The sequence below is a fragment of the Nocardia sp. NPDC055053 genome (assembly GCF_053608285.1).
On sequence record NZ_JBSGVD010000010.1, the window covers coordinates 21,540 to 38,043 of the forward strand.

At 68.6% G+C, this 16,504-nt stretch carries 20 protein-coding genes; 15 read left to right on the plus strand and 5 right to left on the minus strand.

Features of this window, described 5'->3' with window-relative positions; genetic code table 11:
• Positions 1-11 precede the first annotated feature (11 nt).
• From ACWF82_RS12880 to ilvA, 8 genes are all read left to right on the plus strand, one after another.
• A complete protein-coding gene (locus tag ACWF82_RS12880) occupies positions 12-1,274 on the plus strand; it encodes a family 2 encapsulin nanocompartment cargo protein terpene cyclase (RefSeq protein ID WP_452500790.1) in 1,263 nt (420 codons plus the stop codon).
• The gene (locus ACWF82_RS12885) at positions 1,271-2,146 is read left to right on the plus strand and encodes a geranyl diphosphate 2-C-methyltransferase (protein ID WP_452500792.1); all 876 of its coding nucleotides are present in this window, start codon (positions 1,271-1,273) and stop codon (positions 2,144-2,146) included. Before ACWF82_RS12880 ends, ACWF82_RS12885 begins: the two co-directional genes overlap by 4 nt.
• Entirely contained in the window at positions 2,143-2,709 is a 567-nt protein-coding gene (gene idi, locus ACWF82_RS12890) for an isopentenyl-diphosphate Delta-isomerase (protein WP_452500794.1), read from the plus strand. Before ACWF82_RS12885 ends, idi begins: the two co-directional genes overlap by 4 nt.
• A gap of 183 nt (positions 2,710-2,892) precedes the next feature.
• Complete coding sequence (locus tag ACWF82_RS12895; RefSeq protein ID WP_452500796.1) at positions 2,893-3,261, plus strand: hypothetical protein; 369 nt, start codon at positions 2,893-2,895, stop codon at positions 3,259-3,261.
• Positions 3,262-3,370: 109 nt separating this feature from the next.
• Positions 3,371-4,549 (plus strand): serine hydrolase domain-containing protein, encoded by a 1,179-nt coding sequence (locus tag ACWF82_RS12900; RefSeq protein WP_452500798.1) that lies wholly within the window; start codon positions 3,371-3,373, stop codon positions 4,547-4,549.
• Positions 4,550-4,818: 269 nt separating this feature from the next.
• On the plus strand, positions 4,819-5,271 hold the full coding sequence (locus ACWF82_RS12905; protein WP_452500800.1) for an ATP-binding protein: 453 nt from the start codon (positions 4,819-4,821) through the stop codon (positions 5,269-5,271).
• Positions 5,252-5,587 (plus strand): STAS domain-containing protein, encoded by a 336-nt coding sequence (locus ACWF82_RS12910; RefSeq protein ID WP_452500802.1) that lies wholly within the window; start codon positions 5,252-5,254, stop codon positions 5,585-5,587. The genes ACWF82_RS12905 and ACWF82_RS12910 overlap by 20 nt, the downstream gene beginning before the upstream one ends.
• A 36-nt stretch (positions 5,588-5,623) precedes the next feature.
• Complete coding sequence (gene ilvA / locus ACWF82_RS12915) at positions 5,624-6,838, plus strand: threonine ammonia-lyase (protein ID WP_452500803.1); 1,215 nt, start codon at positions 5,624-5,626, stop codon at positions 6,836-6,838.
• A gap of 50 nt (positions 6,839-6,888) precedes the next feature.
• On the opposite strand, the gene ACWF82_RS12920 is transcribed toward ilvA, so the two are convergent.
• From ACWF82_RS12920 to ACWF82_RS12930, 3 genes are all read right to left on the minus strand, one after another.
• A complete protein-coding gene (locus tag ACWF82_RS12920; protein WP_452500805.1) occupies positions 6,889-7,212 on the minus strand; it encodes a DMT family transporter in 324 nt (107 codons plus the stop codon).
• Between the two features lie 38 nt (positions 7,213-7,250).
• On the minus strand, positions 7,251-8,669 hold the full coding sequence (argH, locus tag ACWF82_RS12925) for an argininosuccinate lyase (RefSeq protein ID WP_452500807.1): 1,419 nt from the start codon (positions 8,667-8,669) through the stop codon (positions 7,251-7,253).
• A gap of 225 nt (positions 8,670-8,894) precedes the next feature.
• Positions 8,895-10,097: an argininosuccinate synthase gene (locus ACWF82_RS12930; protein ID WP_379038755.1), complete on the minus strand. Its 1,203-nt coding sequence runs from the start codon at positions 10,095-10,097 to the stop codon at positions 8,895-8,897.
• A 284-nt stretch (positions 10,098-10,381) separates the two neighbouring features.
• Between ACWF82_RS12930 and ACWF82_RS12935 the strand changes: the two genes are divergently transcribed.
• A complete protein-coding gene (locus ACWF82_RS12935; protein ID WP_189034092.1) occupies positions 10,382-10,522 on the plus strand; it encodes a hypothetical protein in 141 nt (46 codons plus the stop codon).
• Between the two features lie 36 nt (positions 10,523-10,558).
• Complete coding sequence (locus ACWF82_RS12940; RefSeq protein ID WP_452500809.1) at positions 10,559-10,693, plus strand: hypothetical protein; 135 nt, start codon at positions 10,559-10,561, stop codon at positions 10,691-10,693.
• On the opposite strand, the gene ACWF82_RS12945 is transcribed toward ACWF82_RS12940, so the two are convergent.
• Entirely contained in the window at positions 10,694-11,497 is an 804-nt protein-coding gene (locus ACWF82_RS12945) for a GNAT family N-acetyltransferase (protein ID WP_452500811.1), read from the minus strand.
• A 32-nt stretch (positions 11,498-11,529) separates the two neighbouring features.
• On the opposite strand from ACWF82_RS12945, the gene ACWF82_RS12950 reads away from it, so the two are divergent.
• A complete protein-coding gene (locus ACWF82_RS12950; RefSeq protein WP_379074607.1) occupies positions 11,530-11,685 on the plus strand; it encodes a hypothetical protein in 156 nt (51 codons plus the stop codon).
• A gap of 51 nt (positions 11,686-11,736) precedes the next feature.
• Positions 11,737-12,540 (plus strand): aldose epimerase family protein, encoded by an 804-nt coding sequence (locus ACWF82_RS12955; protein ID WP_452500813.1) that lies wholly within the window; start codon positions 11,737-11,739, stop codon positions 12,538-12,540.
• Positions 12,541-12,551: 11 nt separating this feature from the next.
• On the opposite strand, the gene ACWF82_RS12960 is transcribed toward ACWF82_RS12955, so the two are convergent.
• On the minus strand, positions 12,552-13,235 hold the full coding sequence (locus tag ACWF82_RS12960; RefSeq protein WP_452500815.1) for a TetR/AcrR family transcriptional regulator: 684 nt from the start codon (positions 13,233-13,235) through the stop codon (positions 12,552-12,554).
• Between the two features lie 239 nt (positions 13,236-13,474).
• On the opposite strand from ACWF82_RS12960, the gene ACWF82_RS12965 reads away from it, so the two are divergent.
• Genes ACWF82_RS12965 through ACWF82_RS12975 form a run of 3 tightly spaced genes read left to right on the plus strand, consistent with a single transcriptional unit; the run spans position 13,475 to position 16,504 of the window.
• Positions 13,475-14,254: an MlaE family ABC transporter permease gene (locus ACWF82_RS12965; RefSeq protein WP_452501133.1), complete on the plus strand. Its 780-nt coding sequence runs from the start codon at positions 13,475-13,477 to the stop codon at positions 14,252-14,254.
• The gene (locus ACWF82_RS12970; protein ID WP_452500817.1) at positions 14,255-15,115 is read left to right on the plus strand and encodes an ABC transporter permease; all 861 of its coding nucleotides are present in this window, start codon (positions 14,255-14,257) and stop codon (positions 15,113-15,115) included.
• 9 nt (positions 15,116-15,124) lie between these two features.
• Complete coding sequence (locus ACWF82_RS12975; protein ID WP_452500819.1) at positions 15,125-16,504, plus strand: MlaD family protein; 1,380 nt, start codon at positions 15,125-15,127, stop codon at positions 16,502-16,504.

Here is a 16,504-nt window from a genome sequence, read left to right on the forward strand (position 1 = left end):
CGGCGCGGGCCGTGTCGATCCTCACCAGGGCAGCGGCCCCGCACGCCGGCACCGAGCTCGCCGCGACGGTGGCGGCCCTGCTGCACGACGCGACGGCGCCTGCCGAGCTGTTCCCCCGGCTCGGTAGGGCGGCAACCACACTCCCCCACCGGATTTCGCCGCCGAAGCTGTCCGCCCCCGAACCGCGATACCTGCTCGGGCCCACCGGGATCGGCACGACCTCGCTGTGGCGGGCCGCACCACCTACCCCGCAAGCCGGTGCACGGCAAGCGATTCCGCCGCTCTACTGTCCACCACCCGAACGCGACGATCCAGCTCTGGCCGAGGCCGTGAATGTCGGCCTGCTCGCCTGGGCGGCCGAAATCGGTCTCTACGAGGGCCGTCTCGACGAGCTGGGCAAGGCCGATTTCGGCAGGCTGATCATGCTCGCTCATCCCGATTGTGACGACCCCGACCTGCTCCTCGGCGCCGCCCGTTGCGCGGTGGCCGAATGGTCGGTCGACGACTACTACTGCGAGGAGGACGCCCCTGGCGACACCGCACCCGACGGAACACCGTCCAGCGCCGCCGCCGAACTCGGGCCGCGGCTCGAACTCGCCGCCGCCGCCATGGACCCGGCCCATCTGCCCGCGCGGTACGCGCCCCGGCTCGAACAGGCCATGCGGGCCGATCCGATCCTGCGCGCGTTCCGCACGTCGTTCGCGCACCTGGCGGGGTACGCGAGCCCGGCGCAGCTGGCCAGGCTGCGCACCGAGATCGCGGGCTGGTTCATCGCGCTCGGCGCCGAGGCAGGCTGGCGCGCGGCCGACCGGATGCCACCGGTCTGGGAGTACCTGACCAACCGTCAGCCGCACAGCTTCCTGCCGTGCATGGCGCCGATCGACGCCGTCGGCGGCTACGAACTCGGCGCTCCCGAGTACACCGATCCGGCCGTCCGGCGGGTCGTCACCACTGCCGCACTGGCCGCGCAGATGGTGAACGACCTGTATTCGATGGCGCGCGAGGACCTTTCGGGAGGCAGGGAATTCAATCTGCCGACGGTCCTCGCAGCCGAGGAGGGCTGCAGCCGCGCCGACGCGGTCCTGCGGACCGCGCAGATCCACGACGAGCTGATGCACCGCTTCGAACGGGAAGCGGCCCCGCTCGCCGCAGCGGGCTCACCCCAGCTGCGCCGCTTCCTGGCCGGCCTGTGGGCCTGGATGGGCGGCAATCGCGCCTGGCACGCCGACAGCCGCCGCTACCACGACATCGCACCACGAGAGGACGACCGATGACCATCGCGAACCCCCGCACCGACCGCACCGTCCTGCGCACCACCTACCAGCGTTCGGTCGCTGCGTACTGGAACAACAACCCCAACGACGATCGGGTCAACACCAAACTGGGCGAGGTCGACGGTCTCTACCACCACCACTACGGCATCGGCGCGCCCGACTGGTCGGTCATCGAGGGCCCCGAGCAGACCAGGCAGGACCGCCTCGTGCGCGAACTGCACCGGCTCGAGACCGCCCAGGCCGACTACCTGCTCGACCATCTCGGCCCCATCCAGCCCGCCGACCGCCTCGTCGACGGCGGCTCGGGGCGCGGCGGCACCAGTTTCATGGCCGCGGAACGCTTCGGCTGCCAGGTCGACGGTGTCTCCATCTCCGAGTACCAGGTCGGCTTCGCCAACGACCAGGCCGAGACCCGTGGTGTCACCGACCAGGTCCGGTTCCACTTCCGCAACATGCTCGACACCGGCTTCGCCGACGAGTCCGTGCGCGGCATCTGGACCAACGAGACCACCATGTATGTCGATCTGTTCGACCTGTTCGACGAATTCTCCCGGATCCTGGAACCCGGTGGCCGGTATGTGTGCATCACCGGCTGCTCCAACGACGTCACCGGTGGCCGGTCGGCCTCGGTCAGCTGGATCGACGCGCACTACGGCTGCATGATCCACCCACGCAGCGAGTACTTCCGCGCGCTGTCCGACAACGGCCTGATCCCCACCACCGTCGTCGACCTCACGCCCGACACCATCCCGTACTGGGAGCTGCGCACCCATTCCGAGCTCGCCACCGGCGTCGAGCAGCCGTTCCTCACCGCCTACCGCGAGGGGAGCTTCCAGTACCTGATGATCGTCGCCGATAAGGTAGCCAGGTGACCGAACAGCTCGCCGACCCGTCGACCGACCGCGAAGCCATGCCCGTCGAGCTGGTCGACGACACCGGTGTTGCGATCGGAGCGTGCTCGGTGGCCGATGCCCATCGGCCACCTGGCACGCTCCACCGCGCCTTCTCGGTACTGCTGTTCGACCGGAACGGGCACGTGCTGATCCAGCAGCGCGCCGCGGTGAAGACCCGCTTCCCGCTGCAGTGGGCCAACACCTGCTGCGGGCATCCCGCGCCCGGTCAGCCGGTGCGTGAGGCGGCGGCGATCCGGCTGCGTGAGGAGTTCGGTCTGGCAGCCGACCTCACCGAGGTCGGGACCTTCCGCTACCGCGCGGGCGACGAGACGACAGGCCGGGTCGAACACGAATACGACCACGTCCTGATCGGTGTGGTGGGCGATGTGACGCCGCAACCCGATCCGGACGAGGTCGGCGCGTGGGCGTGGATTACCCCGCACACGCTGCGGGCCGAGCTGGCCGACCACCCCGGCAGGTACACGCCATGGCTGGCCGAGGTGCTCGACATCGCCGACCACGCGCACACCGCCCGCGCATAACCCCTCCTCCTCCTTGCTGCTTGTCGAACCAGCACATTGCCTACCTACCCCAGGAGGTACAAACGGGTTTGATGCGCATATCTATATCTGTCCATGTTCAGCGTTCTTGGTGAAATCACAGGCTCGCCACAGTCGCCGACCAGGCCGAACGCGCACCCTGGACAGGGAACGATTCCGCAGAGGGTGAGTGAGGTAGCGATGGTCGAGGTCGAGATCGACGACGACACGGTGACGGTCCATGTACTCGGCGGACATCGGCTGCTCGCGCTGCGCCAGCAGGTCGTGATCGACCGCGCGGCCATCACCGGCATCACCCCCGCCGAGGTGGATCTGCGCCCGCCGTGGGTGCGCGCGCCCGGCACCTTCATCCCCGGCGTGATCGCCGCGGGCGTCTACCGGGGCAAGGGCCGGAAAGAGTTCTGGGACACCACTTTCGGCGGTAGTGCGGTGCGCATCGACCTCGACGGGCCCGATTTCACCCGTCTGGTCGTCGATGTCGACGACCTCGACGGCGTGCTGAACGCGCTGTCCGGGCAATCCGTCCGCGCCTGAACCGACCGCCCCCGCCGCTCACGAACGGCGGCGTGGCGACCGCTCCCCTCCCCTGGCGAATCGATCACCGTACCGATCGGTCCCAGGGGTGGGGTGGCATGCTCGAATGATGGGAGTTTCGACAACGCAGTCGGTGGATCGCCGTTTCGTCAGCTTGGTCGCGATGTTCGACCGCCTCTTCCGCAAACCGTCGCACGGCGGTGGCGCCCTGTGCGTGTACCTGCACGGTGAGCCGGTGGTCGATGTGTGGGCAGGCTATGCGAGCCCCGGTGTGCCCTGGGCGGCGGACACGGTGGCGCTGGCCTTCTCCACCGGAAAAGGCGTGGCCTCCACGGTGATCCATCAGCTCGCCGAGCGCGGGCAGCTCGACTACGACACCGCGGTGGCCGAGTACTGGCCCGAATTCGCCGCGGCGGGCAAAGCGCACATCACGGTGCGCGACGTGCTCACCCATCGCGCCGGCCTGCACCGGCTGCGCGGCCTGCTGCCCGGACCCGTCGACCGTTTCCTCGACGACGAGGCTGTCACCGCGGCACTGGGCGCGGCCACCCCCGACCCCCGGCACCGGATCACCAGCGGCTATCACGGCATCAGCTATGGGCATCTGGCCGCCGAGCTGGTGCGGCGGGTGACCGGGCGCGAGTTCGTCGACGTCGTCCGGACCGAACTCGCCGAACCCCTTGGCGCCGAAGAACTCTGGTTCCGGGTGCCGAAGGAGGAACGGCATCGCATCGCCACCACCTTCCCGCGTCTGCGGGCGGCGGGCATGGAGTGGGACCGGGGTTCGGACCTGCTCACCCGCACCAGGTACGCCGCCGCCGCGGAAACCACGCCCCGCGGTTTCGCCGACCTCATCGTCGACCCGCGCGTGCACGACTCGGTGATGCCCGGCGTGAACGGCGTTTTCTCGGCCCGTGCCCTGGCCCGCGTCTACGCCGCACTCGCCAACGGCGGCGAACTCGACGGGACCCAAATTCTCGACCCCGGCTCGATCCGCCGCGTCGCCACCCGCCAGGTCTTCACCCCGGACTACGTGCTGGCCTTCCGCATCCCGTGGGCCCTCGGTTTCCACGGTGTTCCGATGAAACCGTCCAAGGCCGACCCGATTTCGGCCTTCGGCCACTTCGGCCTCGGCGGTTCCGGCGCCTTCGCCGACCCCGAGACCGGCCTGTCGCTCGCCTTCGTCACCAACCGCCTCGGCGGCAAACTGACCCCACTCGGCGACGCCCGCCTCACCCGCCTCGGCACCACCGCTCACAACATCGCGAAAGCCGACGGGCTCCGCTGAGACCCGGTGCGACGTCGCCCGCACCCAGCGCGCTCGCAACACCGCGACACGACGCATAACCGGCTGACCAGGCTGTTGTGATCGGTTTCCGGGATGTAGCCTGGTGCGTGCTTTCTGATGATTGTTCTCGACTCTGACACCTTCGACTCGAGGAGTGCACAGATGGCGAACGACCAGCAGGGCTCAGCGACTGATCGAGCAACTCGGCAGCTCCGGTGACACGCTCGACATGTCGAGTGGATGCGGGCGCCGTACTGCCGCTGTGTGTCGTGATCGATAGCCGACTCGAGCAGATCGAGCGAGCGCACGCCCGACTCACGCCGATCCTGCACCGCCTGTGGGGCGACAATTCCGCGGTCTGGCCGATCGAACTGGCGGTACGCGAAGCGGTGGTCAACGCGATCGAACACGGTGGCGCCGGTATTCCGGACGCCACGGTCGAGATCACCCTCGATATCGAGGGCGACGAACTCCTGATCGAGGTCAGCGATCAAGGACCGGGATTCGACCCTGATACCGTGCCCGATCCGCGCCTCCCGGACGGAGTGCTGCGCGCGTCGGGGCGCGGTGTGCTCCTCATGCGCACAGCCGTCGATTCACTCGAGGCCGCCCACTCTCCGCAAGGGCGGTTCACACTCACCCTGCGCACCAAGCTCCCCCGCTCCGTTGCGGAGGGAGTACCACCACACAGAGGAGGGTTCCATGGAGATCAAAGAGCGTAGCGTCAACGGCGTCACCGTCCTGGATCTGACCGGGAAGCTCGAAATCGGTGTCGGCGAAGTTCAGCTCAGGGAGAAGATCCGGAATCTGCTCGACACCGGGAAGAAGCAGATCTTGCTGAACCTCGCAGCGGTGAGTCGCATCGATTCCTCGGGACTCGGCGAATTGGTATCGAGCTACACGACCATCACCAACAACGGCGGGAAACTCAAACTGGTCAACTTGCCCGACCGGGTTCGGGATATCCTCATGATCACCCAGCTCATCACGGTGTTCGACACCTACGACATCGAGCAGGACGCTATCAACTCCTTCTGACCTCGCTAGCGACCGTCGGGCCGGTACGTTCGGCCCATGGAGATCGTCGGGCTCGAGCGGATCGAGGCGGCCGCGCGGCTGCTGGCACCGGTGATGCGGCGTACGCCGAGCGTGGGGTCGCGGGTGTTGTCGGAGCGGGTCGGTGCGCAGGTGCTGCTCAAATGCGAGAACCTGCAGCGCACCGGTTCGTTCAAGCCGCGCGGCGCCTACAACCGGATCGCGAACCTGCCAGCGGCCGAGCGTGCGCGCGGTGTGGTGGCGGCGAGCGCGGGCAATCACGCGCAGGGGGTGGCCTGGTCGGCGGCGGAGCTCGGGATCACCTCGACGGTGTTCATGCCGGTCGGGGTGTCGCTGCCGAAGCTGGTCGCGACGCGTGCCTACGGCGCCGAGGTGCATCTGGTGGGCGACTCCATCGACGAATCCCTGCTCGCCGCACAGGAATTCGCCGAGCGCACCGGGGCGACGCTGATCCACCCGTTCGATCATCCCGATATCGTGGCCGGTCAGGCGACGGTCGCCCTGGAAATCCTCGAGCAGGTTCCCGATGTGGGCACGGTCGTCGTGCCGACCGGTGGTGGTGGACTGCTCGCGGGTGTCGCGGTGGCATTGCACGCGGTGGCGCCGCGGGTTCGGGTGATCGGGGTGCAGGCGGCCGAGGCGGCGGCGTGGCCGGATTCGCTCGCGGCGGGCAAGCCGATCCGGGTGCCGCGGATGTCGACGATGGCCGACGGTATCGCGGTGGGGCAGCCGGGTGCGGTGCCGTTCGCCCACGTCGCCGAGCTGGTGTCCGAGATCGTCACCGTCGACGAGGACTCCTTGTCGAAGGCGCTGCTGCTGTGTCTCGAACGGGCCAAACTCATCGTCGAACCCGCGGGTGCGGCGGGTGTCGCCGCGCTGCTGTCCACCGGCCCGGGCGATCTGCCCGGCCCGGTCGTGACCATCCTGACCGGCGGAAACATCGACCCGCTGCTGCTCACCCGGGTGATCGGCCACGGTCTCAGCGCGGCGGGCCGCTACCTGGCCATGCGCGTCACCATCGCCGACCGCCCCGGCGCACTCTCGGCACTGCTCGGCGTCGTCGGCGGCGCGGGGGCGAGCGTGGTCGACATTGTGCATTCCCGCACCGGCATGTGGCTTGCCGTCGACGAGGTCGAGGTCTCGCTCACCGTCGAAACCCGCGGCCCGGCCCACCGCGACGACGTACTGGACGCACTGCGCGACGCCGGATTCCGGGTCCACGCGGAGCTGTAGCCGCTGACCGCATCAGCGCTGCCTTCCCGGGTGAGCGTGCGGCTCCAGAATCAGTGCGCGCCACCGAGTTCCAGCGCCAGCACCCCGAGGATCACCAGCCCGATTCCGCCGACTTGTACCAGGGTGAGCCGCTCCCCCAGGAACAGCACACCGATCGCCGCGATCGCGGCCACACCCACCGCCGACCAGATGCCGTACGCGACCCCGATCGACATCCCCCGCTTCAACGCCTGGGACAGGAAGAAGAACGCCGCACCGTAGCCGATCACCACGACGATCGATGGCACCAGTTTCGTGAAGCCTTCCGACAGCTTCAGCGACACCGTCGCCGTCACCTCGGTGGCGATGGCCAGTGCCAGGAAGAGCAGGGTCATGGCCGCAGACTAGCCGGACAGCCGACCGATACGCTGCGTCAGCGCAACCAGGCGCGGGCGTCTTCGGCGTTCTTGCGGACCTCGTCGAGCTGCTCGGCGACGCGGACGCCTGCCGTGCCGCCGCGGGCGTTGCGGGAGGCGATCGACCCCTGCACGGTGAGGACGTCGCGGACGCCCGAGGTCAGTGACGGATCGACGGCGGCGAATTCTTCGTCGGTCAGTTCGTCGAGACCGACGCCGCGCGCCTCGGCGGCCCGCACGCACGCACCGGCCGCCTCGTGGGCGACACGGAACGGAACGCCTTGGCGCACCATCCATTCCGCGATGTCGGTGGCGAGGGTGAAGCCGGCGGGGGCGAGTTCGGCCATCCGGTCGGTGTGGAAGGTGAGGGTGCCGACCAGGCCCGCGATGGCGGGGAGCAGCAGTTCGAGCTGGGCGACCGAGTCGAACAGGGGTTCCTTGTCCTCCTGCAGGTCCCGGTTGTAGGCCAGCGGCTGGGCTTTCAGCGTCGCCAGCAGACCGGTCAGGTTGCCGATCAGGCGGCCCGCCTTGCCACGGGTGAGTTCGGAGACGTCCGGGTTCTTCTTCTGCGGCATGATCGATGACCCGGTCGACCACGCGTCGGCCAGGGTGACGTAGCCGAATTCCGGTGTGCTCCAGATGATGACCTCTTCGGCCATCCGGCTCAGGTCGACGCCGATCATGGCGAGCACGAACGCCGCCTCGGCGGCGAAGTCCCGCGAGGAGGTGGCGTCGATCGAATTGGCCGCCGACGCGGTGAAATTCAGCTCGGCGGCGATCTGCTCGGGATCGAGGCCCAGCGAGGAACCGGCCAGCGCGCCCGAACCGTATGGCGAGATGGCGGCACGCTTGTCGAAATCGCGCAGGCGTTCCAGGTCGCGCAGCAGCGGATGTGCGTGGGCGAGAAGGTGATGCGCGAGCAGCACCGGCTGCGCGGCCTGGAGGTGGGTCTTGCCCGGCATCACCGCGTCCGAGTGCGCGCCGGCCTGGGCGACGAGCGCGTCGACCACGTCGAGCACACCGGCGGCGACCCGGCGCACACCGTCTCGCAGCCACATGCGGAACAGGGTGGCGACCTGGTCGTTACGCGAACGGCCCGCCCGCAGGCGGCCGCCGAGCTCGGTGCCGGCCCGCTCGATCAGCCCGCGCTCGAGCGCGCCGTGCACGTCCTCGTCGGAATCGGCGGGACCATAGGCACCCGAGGCGACGTCGGCGGCGAGCGCGTCCAGCCCGGCCAGCATGCCGGTCAGGTCGTCGTCGGAGAGCAGCCCAGCCTTGTGCAGCACGCGCGCGTGCGCCTTGGACGCGCGAATGTCATAGGGAGCCAGCGCCCAGTCGAAATGGGTCGACTTGCTCAGCGCCGCCATCGCCTCCGCGGGACCGGACGCGAATCGCCCACCCCAGAGCGCACCTTCGTTGGTTCCACTGTGGGTCATCGTGTGCCCTCTCCTTGGTGTAGGCGGTCGCGGTCACGGCGCAGATCGGCTGCCCGCGCACAGACAGGCAACCGCATTCGAGCCTACGGTTGCCGACTGATCGAGCGAGAACATGGGTAACTCACCGGGTACGCCCAGAACACACATGACGCCTCGGGCGAGCCCGGCAACAGTGCCGGCCGTCTCCCCACGACCGGCAAAAGTCGCGGGGAGGCGGTACAGCTCTTACTTCTGGTTCAGGTCGCGGCGGGCGGCGACCTTCGAGGACAGGCCGTGGATCTGCACGAAGCCCTTGGCCAGCGACTGGTCGAAGGTGTCGCCCTCGTCGTAGGTGGCCAGGTTGAAGTCGTAGAGCGACTGCTCGGAGCGGCGGCCGTTGACGACGGCGGAACCACCGTGCAGCACCATCCGGATGTCGCCGGTGACGTGCTGCTGGGTGTCCTGCACGAACGCGTCGAGGGCACGCTTGAGCGGGGAGAACCACAGGCCGTCGTAGGCCAGCTCGCCCCAGCGCTGCTCGACCTGGCGCTTGTAGCGGCCCAGCTCGCGCTCGATGGTGACGTTCTCCAGCGCCTGGTGCGCGGTGATCAGCGCGATGGCGCCCGGCGCCTCGTAGATCTCGCGGCTCTTGATGCCGACGAGCCGGTCCTCGACCATGTCGAGGCGGCCGACGCCCTGGCGACCGGCGCGGGTGTTCATCTCCTCGATGGCCTGCAGCACGGTGACCTGGCGGCCGTCGATGGCGACCGGCACACCCTTGTCGAAGGTGATGATGACCTCGTCGGGCGCCTCGAAGTTCACCGTCGGGTCGGCGGTGTAGTCGTAGACGTCCTTGGTCGGCGCGTTCCACAGGTCCTCGAGGAAGCCGGTCTCGACGGCGCGGCCCCACACGTTCTGGTCGATGGAGAACGGCGACTTCTTGGTGACGTTGATCGGCAGGTTGTTCTGCTCGGCGAAGGCGATGGCCTTCTCGCGGGTCCAGGCGTAGTCGCGGACCGGGGCGATGACCTCCAGGTCGGGCGCAAGGGCGCCGATGCCGACCTCGAAGCGGACCTGGTCGTTGCCCTTGCCGGTGCAGCCGTGCGAGACGGTGGTCGCGTTGTGGAACTTCGCGGCCTCGACCAGGTGCTTGACGATCAGCGGGCGGCTGATGGCCGAGACCAGCGGGTACTGGCCCATGTACATGGCGTTGGCCTGGATGGTGGGCAGGCAGTACTCGTCGGCGAACTCGTCGCGCGCGTCGACCACGATGGCCTCCACGGCGCCGCAGTCCAGTGCGCGCTGGCGCACCACGTTCATGTCCTCGCCACCCTGGCCCAGGTCGATGGCGACGGCCACCACCTCGGAACCGGTCTCCTTCGCGATCCAGCTGATGGCGACGGAGGTGTCAAGCCCACCGGAGTAGGCGAGTACGACGCGATCGGACATGTCTGTTGTGCTCCTCGAAGTGTGTACGTCATCTGCACGGGCTGCCCCGAGCAGTATGAATGCTCCGGCCGCCGGTTCGGCTCGCGCCGCTGCTGCAAATGATTATGCACGATGATGCAATCTCATTCATACCCGGGGGTAGCGCCGCCCCTGATCGCGCCCGGAGAGCCACCACCGAAATCGCCCACCACCTGCGGAGACATCGCCTTAGCAACTTGGCAGCAAGCGGCTTCTGTGAGACGCTGGTCACACAGCCACCCGTCGGTCGGGGTCGAGGAGTGAACATGCAGCAGCTACGTGATTTCGCCGAGGCGAACTACGACCTGATCGGGGCCGTCGTCATCGGACTCGGCAATTTCGGGTTGACCGTCGCCAAGCTGGTCATCGATCTCGGCACACCGATTCTCCAGGGCTACTTCGCCTGATCCGCCGAGTCCGCACCAGCACAGGGAGCACACATCATGGTCGACTCGATCCTGCAGTTTCTGTCCGACCACTACGAGTCCGGCGCCACCACCGGCCTGGCCATCGGGCGGGTCCTCTTCGATCTCTCCGCGCCGCTGGCGCTGGCGATCCTGAATTTCCTCGCTTCCTGATCAGCGGATCGAGCGAAGGCGGCTGTCGAGCGAAGCCCGCACCCGGGGCCAGTCCTCGCTGGTGATCGAGAACAGCACGCTGTCTCGCACCGTGCCGTCGCCGCGCCGGAAATGTCGCCTGAGGGTGCCCTCGTAGCTGGCGCCGAGCCGCGCGATCGCCTGCTGCGAACGCTGGTTGCGCACATCGGTTTTCAGCTGCACTCTGCCGACGCCAAGAGTGTCGAACGCATACGCCAGCAGCAGCAGTTTGGTTTCCGGGTTGACCGCGGTGCCCCAGACAGACGGCGTGTAGACAGTGAAGCCGATCTCGAGCCAGGCATCGCGCTGATGGACGTCCAGGTAGGCGGTCACACCGATGACCGCTCCGGCCGGTCGGTCACCGATCGCCCGGCAAGCACGCACCGTCCACAGTTGCCACTCACCCGATGCGCCCAGGTCACGCAGGATGTCCTCGAAGTGGCGGGGATCGCGCGGCCGCCCTGGAACATGCGCCCACGCCACATCGTGATTCAGTGCCGCGAAGAGGTCGCCGGAATCGGCTTCGGGATCCGTGACAGTCAACTGCACGATGTCACCGGCGAGCACCGCATCGGCGGGCACGGGCCATGCCATCTCCGGCCACACCTCATCGGAACTTCTGGGGTCGGGTATCGGCTCGAAGCGGTCCGGATCGAAAGATTTCGGCACACCGGGAATATACGGCCCGAACTGTGCGCAGCCCGGTGCAAGAAACTTTTCGGCGCCCCCACGGATCGCCCGACACCCGACACCTTCGCGTCCACGTGTGGCACTCTGGGAGAGCACTATTCGGCTCGCCACACGTGAGGACGAACAAGATGCTCCACTACATCGCGCAGGAATTCTCCACCCTCGGCAACGGCGTGCTCGATGTCGGCCGGGCCATTGTCGAGCTGGTGCAGGACATCATCGACGTCGCGACTCCGAACAATCCGGGCGGTGGCGCCGGGGGCGGTCAGTACCCCTTCAACTGATCCGGCGTGGGCTCCCGCCACCGACCGGAGCTCGCCGCTAGTCTCCCCGGCATGGCCGCCGACGACGTGCGACTCGACGCAGGCAAGGCACGACTCGTCATCGCGCCGGGAGACGGCGGTGCGCTGCACAGCCTCACCGTCGACGGCACCGAACTGCTGCGGCAAGACCCGGGCACCGGCTGTTTCGTCATGGCGCCCTGGGCGGGCAGGCTCGGGTACGGCACCTTCACCATCGGTGACCAGACCTACCGGTTGCCGATCAACCATCCGCCGCACAGCATCCACGGCACCGCCCGCGACGGCGCGTGGGAGGTCGTCACCGCTTCGGCTACCGAGGCGACGCTGCGGCACCGGCTGACCGACCCGTGGCCGTTCGCGGGCACCGTCACCCAGGCATTCGCCCTCACCGACACCGGACTCACGCTGTCGCTGCGCATCGCCACCGACCACGAGTCCTTCCCCGCCCAGGGCGGCTGGCATCCGTGGTTCCTGCGCGAGGTGCCGCCCGCCACCGGACCGCTCGAACTCGACTTCCGGCCCGCCTGGCAGTACGAGCGCGGCGCGGACTACCTGCCCACCGGCCGCCGCATCCCGCCGACCCCACCACCATGGGACGACTGTTTCGGCATGCCCGACGGTGTCCTCGTTCGCCTGACCTGGCCCGGCTTCCTCGAATTCACGATCACCAGCCGGGTTCCCGACGTGGTCGTCTGGACACTGCCGGAGGAATCGCTGTCGGTGGAGGCCCAATCCGGCCCGCCCGACGGCTTGAACACCGATCCCCGGATGGTCACTCCGGACTCGCCGCTCGACATCCGCGTCGACTGGACCTGGCGGCGGTTGTCGCCGAACTGAATTCGGCCACCTCACCCGGCCTCGTCGCGCGGCGCCCTCGGCACGGTCCGCAACAGGGAATGCACCACCGGACGCAACCGCGCCGGCGGAAACCGTTGCGCGTCGGACAGCACCATCCTGCCCAGTGTTTCGGCGAAGCCGAACAGCGTGTGACCGATCAGTTCCACGTCCACCTCGGCGGCGCCGCCGCGTAACCGCAGTCCCTGACCGAGCAATTCGATACCGCGGCCGAGCATTTCCTCTCTGGCCGCGCCGAGGAGTTCCCGGTAACTCACCGGCGCACCGTCACTGGGCAGCAGGATCAGCCGCCAGCGCGACGGGTCGGCGGCCACCGAGTCCAGGAACGCCATCAGGGCCGCCACGAACTCCTCGTCGGGATCGGTGCCGCGCAGGTCGGCGGGCATGGCCGCGAACACCTGCGCCATCCCGGCCGCGTGCTCGCGCCGCAGCAGCGCCGCGACCAGTTCCGGCGCCGCCGGGAACAGCGCGTACAGCACCGGCTTGGCGACACCAGCCTCCTGCGCGACGGCCTGCATCGTCAACCGGGCAAGCCCGTCGCGGGCGACGACGCGCAGCGCGGCATCGAGCAGCTGCTCCCGGCGCTGCGCGGGCGGCAGCCGTGGCGTATTGCGCCCCCGGGGTCGTCCGGCACCCGACACCTGCCACACCCCGGCCGCCTTCCGCTGCACACTCACGCAGCGATCATGCCCCAATGCGGAGACAGCAGGACCGGTTATTGCTACTGTCTCAGACTGTTGGCTACACCACCGTAGAAATTGATTCCTACGGTCACGTAGCGCTTCAGTCAGCTCTGGTCGCGCAGGTCGGCGGCCGCACCGGAACCGGGGTGATCGTCATCGTCGCGACAGCCGAAACAGCATGTACACCAACGGATCGCGAGCTCGTCGCCGAATTCGGGACCCGCTGGTGGCGCATCCATCCGCAGCAGTCGATCGAGACAGCGGGCAGGCAGGTCAGGATGGGCGGGCGGGCCACCGCCGAGCTGGTCCTCGCCCTCGTCCATCGCCGGTTTCCGCTGCGGGAATTCCTGCGTCAGTGCTCGTTCATGGCAGGTGTCTCAGCCACCCCGACACTGTTGGTCGCCATCCCCGTCGCGGTGGTCGTGTCGATCCAGATCGGTTCGCTGGTCGGCCAGGTCGGCGCGACCACCTTCATCGGCGCGGTCAACGGGCTCGGCATCATCCGGCAGGGCGCGCCGCTGGTGACCTCGCTGATGATCGCCGGCGCGGTCGGCTCGTCGATCTGCGCGGATCTCGGCTCGCGGACCATCCGTGAGGAGATCGACGCCATGCGGGTGATGGGTGTCGACCCGGTGCGCAGGCTGGTCGCGCCGCGCCTGCTCGCGGCGGTGTCGGTGAGCATGCTGCTGTGCGGGTTCGTCGTCTTCATCGGTTTCGCCACGGGATACGTGTTCAACGTCTTCATCCAGGACGGCACGCCGGGTTCCTACATCAGCACGTTCGCCTCGTTCGCGGTCGCGAGCGACCTGCTGGTGGCGATCGTGAAGGCGGCGGTGTTCGGTGCGCTCACCGCGATCATCGCCTGCGACGCCGGCCTGCACACCAAGGGCGGTCCCGGCGGCGTAGCGAACGCGGTGAACTCGGCGGTGGTCAGTTCGGCGATCGTGTTGTTCGCGGCCAATATCGCGCTCACCCAGATCTACAACACCGTGTTCCCGTCGAAGGTGCTCTAGATGGCGAGCTACCTGCCGCCCGCCCTGCGGCCATGGCGCGCGATGCGGCAGGCGGCGCAGCCGGTCGCCGATGCCAATGTCCGTCTGGGACACCAGGGCATGGTGTTCGTCGAAGCGCTGCTCGCGATCCCGTTCGTCCTGCGGCACTACCGCACAGAGGTCGTCCGCCTGATCGTCGACGTCACCTGGGGAAACGGTGCACTGGTCGTGGGCGGCGGCACAGTGGGCGTGGTACTCATCCTGTGCGGCTTCGGCGGGGTCACCGTCGGGATGGAATCGCATACGGCGCTGGATCTGCTGACCATGAGCCCGCTCACCGGCGCGATCTCCGGTTTCGCCACCACCCGTGAGCTCGCCCCGCTGCTGGCGACGATCGCGTTCGCGGCCCAGGCCGGGTGCCGGTTCACCGCGCAGATCGGTTCGATGCGGATCGCGGAGGAGATCGACGCGCTGGAGTCGATGGCCATCCGCCCGCTCCCCTACCTGATCACCACCCGCATGCTGGCCGCGACGGTGGCGATCCTGCCGCTCTACAGCATCGGTATGGCGACGGCCTACCTGTCCACCAAGGTGACCGTGTTCTTCCTCGGCGGCAGCGGGATCGGCACCTACGACCACTACTTCCACCAGTTCCTCGACCCGGGCGACATCGTGTACTCGGTGCTCAAGGCGGTCGTGTTCGTGCTCGTCGCGACGTTCATCCAATGCCACTACGGCTATATCGCCGCCGGCGGTCCCGAGGGTGTCGGTGTCGCGGCGGGCCGGGCCATCAAGATGACGATCATCGTGGTCGTCTTCCTCAATCTGCTTCTCACCATGGCTATCTGGGGCGTCGACCCGGGTATCCGGATCTCGGGATAGGTGGTCGGCGTGTATCCGGATCCCAGTGGGCGCGGCTGGTCGCGCAGACGCCTCGGTCTGGCCGGGGTGGCGATGACGGCGAGTCTGTCGACCGTGGTGGCGCTGCTCGGGCTGCGCTACGGCGGTCATTTCGAGGACACCGTCGCGGTGACGGCCATGATGACCAGTACCGGCGACGGCCTGCCCGCCCGCGCGGACGTGCGCTTCCGCGGAATGCTCGTCGGCGCCGTGGCCGAGGTGGAGATCGCGGACAAGGGCCTGCGGCAGCGGGTCGGTCTGCGGCTGGAACCGGCTGCGGCCGCGTCGATTCCGGGGTCGGTCACCGCCCGGGTCGTGCCCGCCAATATCTTCGGCGTCACCGCGATCGAACTCGTCGACAACGGCGCCGCCGCCTCGAGCCTGCGTGCCGGAGCGATCGTCGAGCAGGACACCAGCGGTGCCACGGTCGCCCTGCAGACCACGCTCACCACCCTGCGCGATGTCCTCGACCGCATCCAGCCCGCCAAGCTCGCGCGGGTACTGGCCACCCTCGCCGACGCGCTAGACGGCGACACCCGCCTGCCCGGTTCGACCATCGAACGGCTCGACCAGTGGATCACCGAGGTTCGTGCGCTGCCCGGGATCGGCACGCTGCTCGGCGATCTCGGTGCGGCCGCGTCCGCGGTGAACCAGTCGGCGCCCGAACTGGTCGACGCCCTCGGCCGGTCGGTGCAGACGGCCCACACGATCACCGCGCGCCGCGCACAGGTCGTCGAGCTGCTCACCGCCGCGGGCACGGCGACCGACGCGACCCAGGACCTGTTCGCCAGGAATCCCGACGCGGGCAAGGAACTCGTGGTCGGCCTGGACGAGACGTTCGGTGCGCTGGCGGCGGATCCGTCGGCCCTCACCGACACCGTCACCGGACTCGGCGCCTCACTGAACCGCCTTGCCACCGTGTTCAATTGGGGGCCGAGCAAGCAGATGCGCTGGGACATCACGGTCTCGTTCACCCCGTTCCGCCAGTACACGGCGGCCGATTGCCCCCGCTACGGCGAGCAGAGCGGACCTCGCTGCGGCGGTCCCTCGGTGCCCGAAGTGGCCGCGCCACAGAGCTATCCGGCCCAGCTACTGCCGGGCTGGCTCGCCACAGCGGGCCCCGCCCCGATGCCGGGCCTGCCGACCCTGACGCTGCCCACCCTGCCGGGGCTGTCACTACCCACCATCCCCGGACTGGTCATCCCTGGCATCACCGCACCGGCGAGCACCACCGAGCCGATCGCGCTGACCGGCCCGGATGCCGTCGCGGCGATCGTCGGCGGCAGGCCGAATCTCACCGAGCTGCTGTTGCTCGGCACGGTGCTGACCGGTGCGACCGTCACCCTCGATACATCGTCGGGAGGACACTGA

Coding starts and splice junctions, on each gene's coding strand:
- ACWF82_RS12970 (WP_452500817.1), top strand. CDS start 14,255: ATGGCGAGCTACCTGCCGCCCGCCCTGCGGCCATGGCGCGCGATGCGG.
- ACWF82_RS12940 (WP_452500809.1), top strand. CDS start 10,559: ATGGTCGACTCGATCCTGCAGTTTCTGTCCGACCACTACGAGTCCGGC.
- ilvA (WP_452500803.1), top strand. CDS start 5,624: ATGGAGATCGTCGGGCTCGAGCGGATCGAGGCGGCCGCGCGGCTGCTG.
- ACWF82_RS12885 (WP_452500792.1), top strand. CDS start 1,271: ATGACCATCGCGAACCCCCGCACCGACCGCACCGTCCTGCGCACCACC.
- ACWF82_RS12920 (WP_452500805.1), bottom strand. CDS start 7,212: ATGACCCTGCTCTTCCTGGCACTGGCCATCGCCACCGAGGTGACGGCG.
- ACWF82_RS12900 (WP_452500798.1), top strand. CDS start 3,371: ATGGGAGTTTCGACAACGCAGTCGGTGGATCGCCGTTTCGTCAGCTTG.
- ACWF82_RS12955 (WP_452500813.1), top strand. CDS start 11,737: ATGGCCGCCGACGACGTGCGACTCGACGCAGGCAAGGCACGACTCGTC.
- ACWF82_RS12910 (WP_452500802.1), top strand. CDS start 5,252: ATGGAGATCAAAGAGCGTAGCGTCAACGGCGTCACCGTCCTGGATCTG.
- ACWF82_RS12950 (WP_379074607.1), top strand. CDS start 11,530: ATGCTCCACTACATCGCGCAGGAATTCTCCACCCTCGGCAACGGCGTG.
- argH (WP_452500807.1), bottom strand. CDS start 8,669: ATGACCCACAGTGGAACCAACGAAGGTGCGCTCTGGGGTGGGCGATTC.
- ACWF82_RS12935 (WP_189034092.1), top strand. CDS start 10,382: ATGCAGCAGCTACGTGATTTCGCCGAGGCGAACTACGACCTGATCGGG.
- ACWF82_RS12930 (WP_379038755.1), bottom strand. CDS start 10,097: ATGTCCGATCGCGTCGTACTCGCCTACTCCGGTGGGCTTGACACCTCC.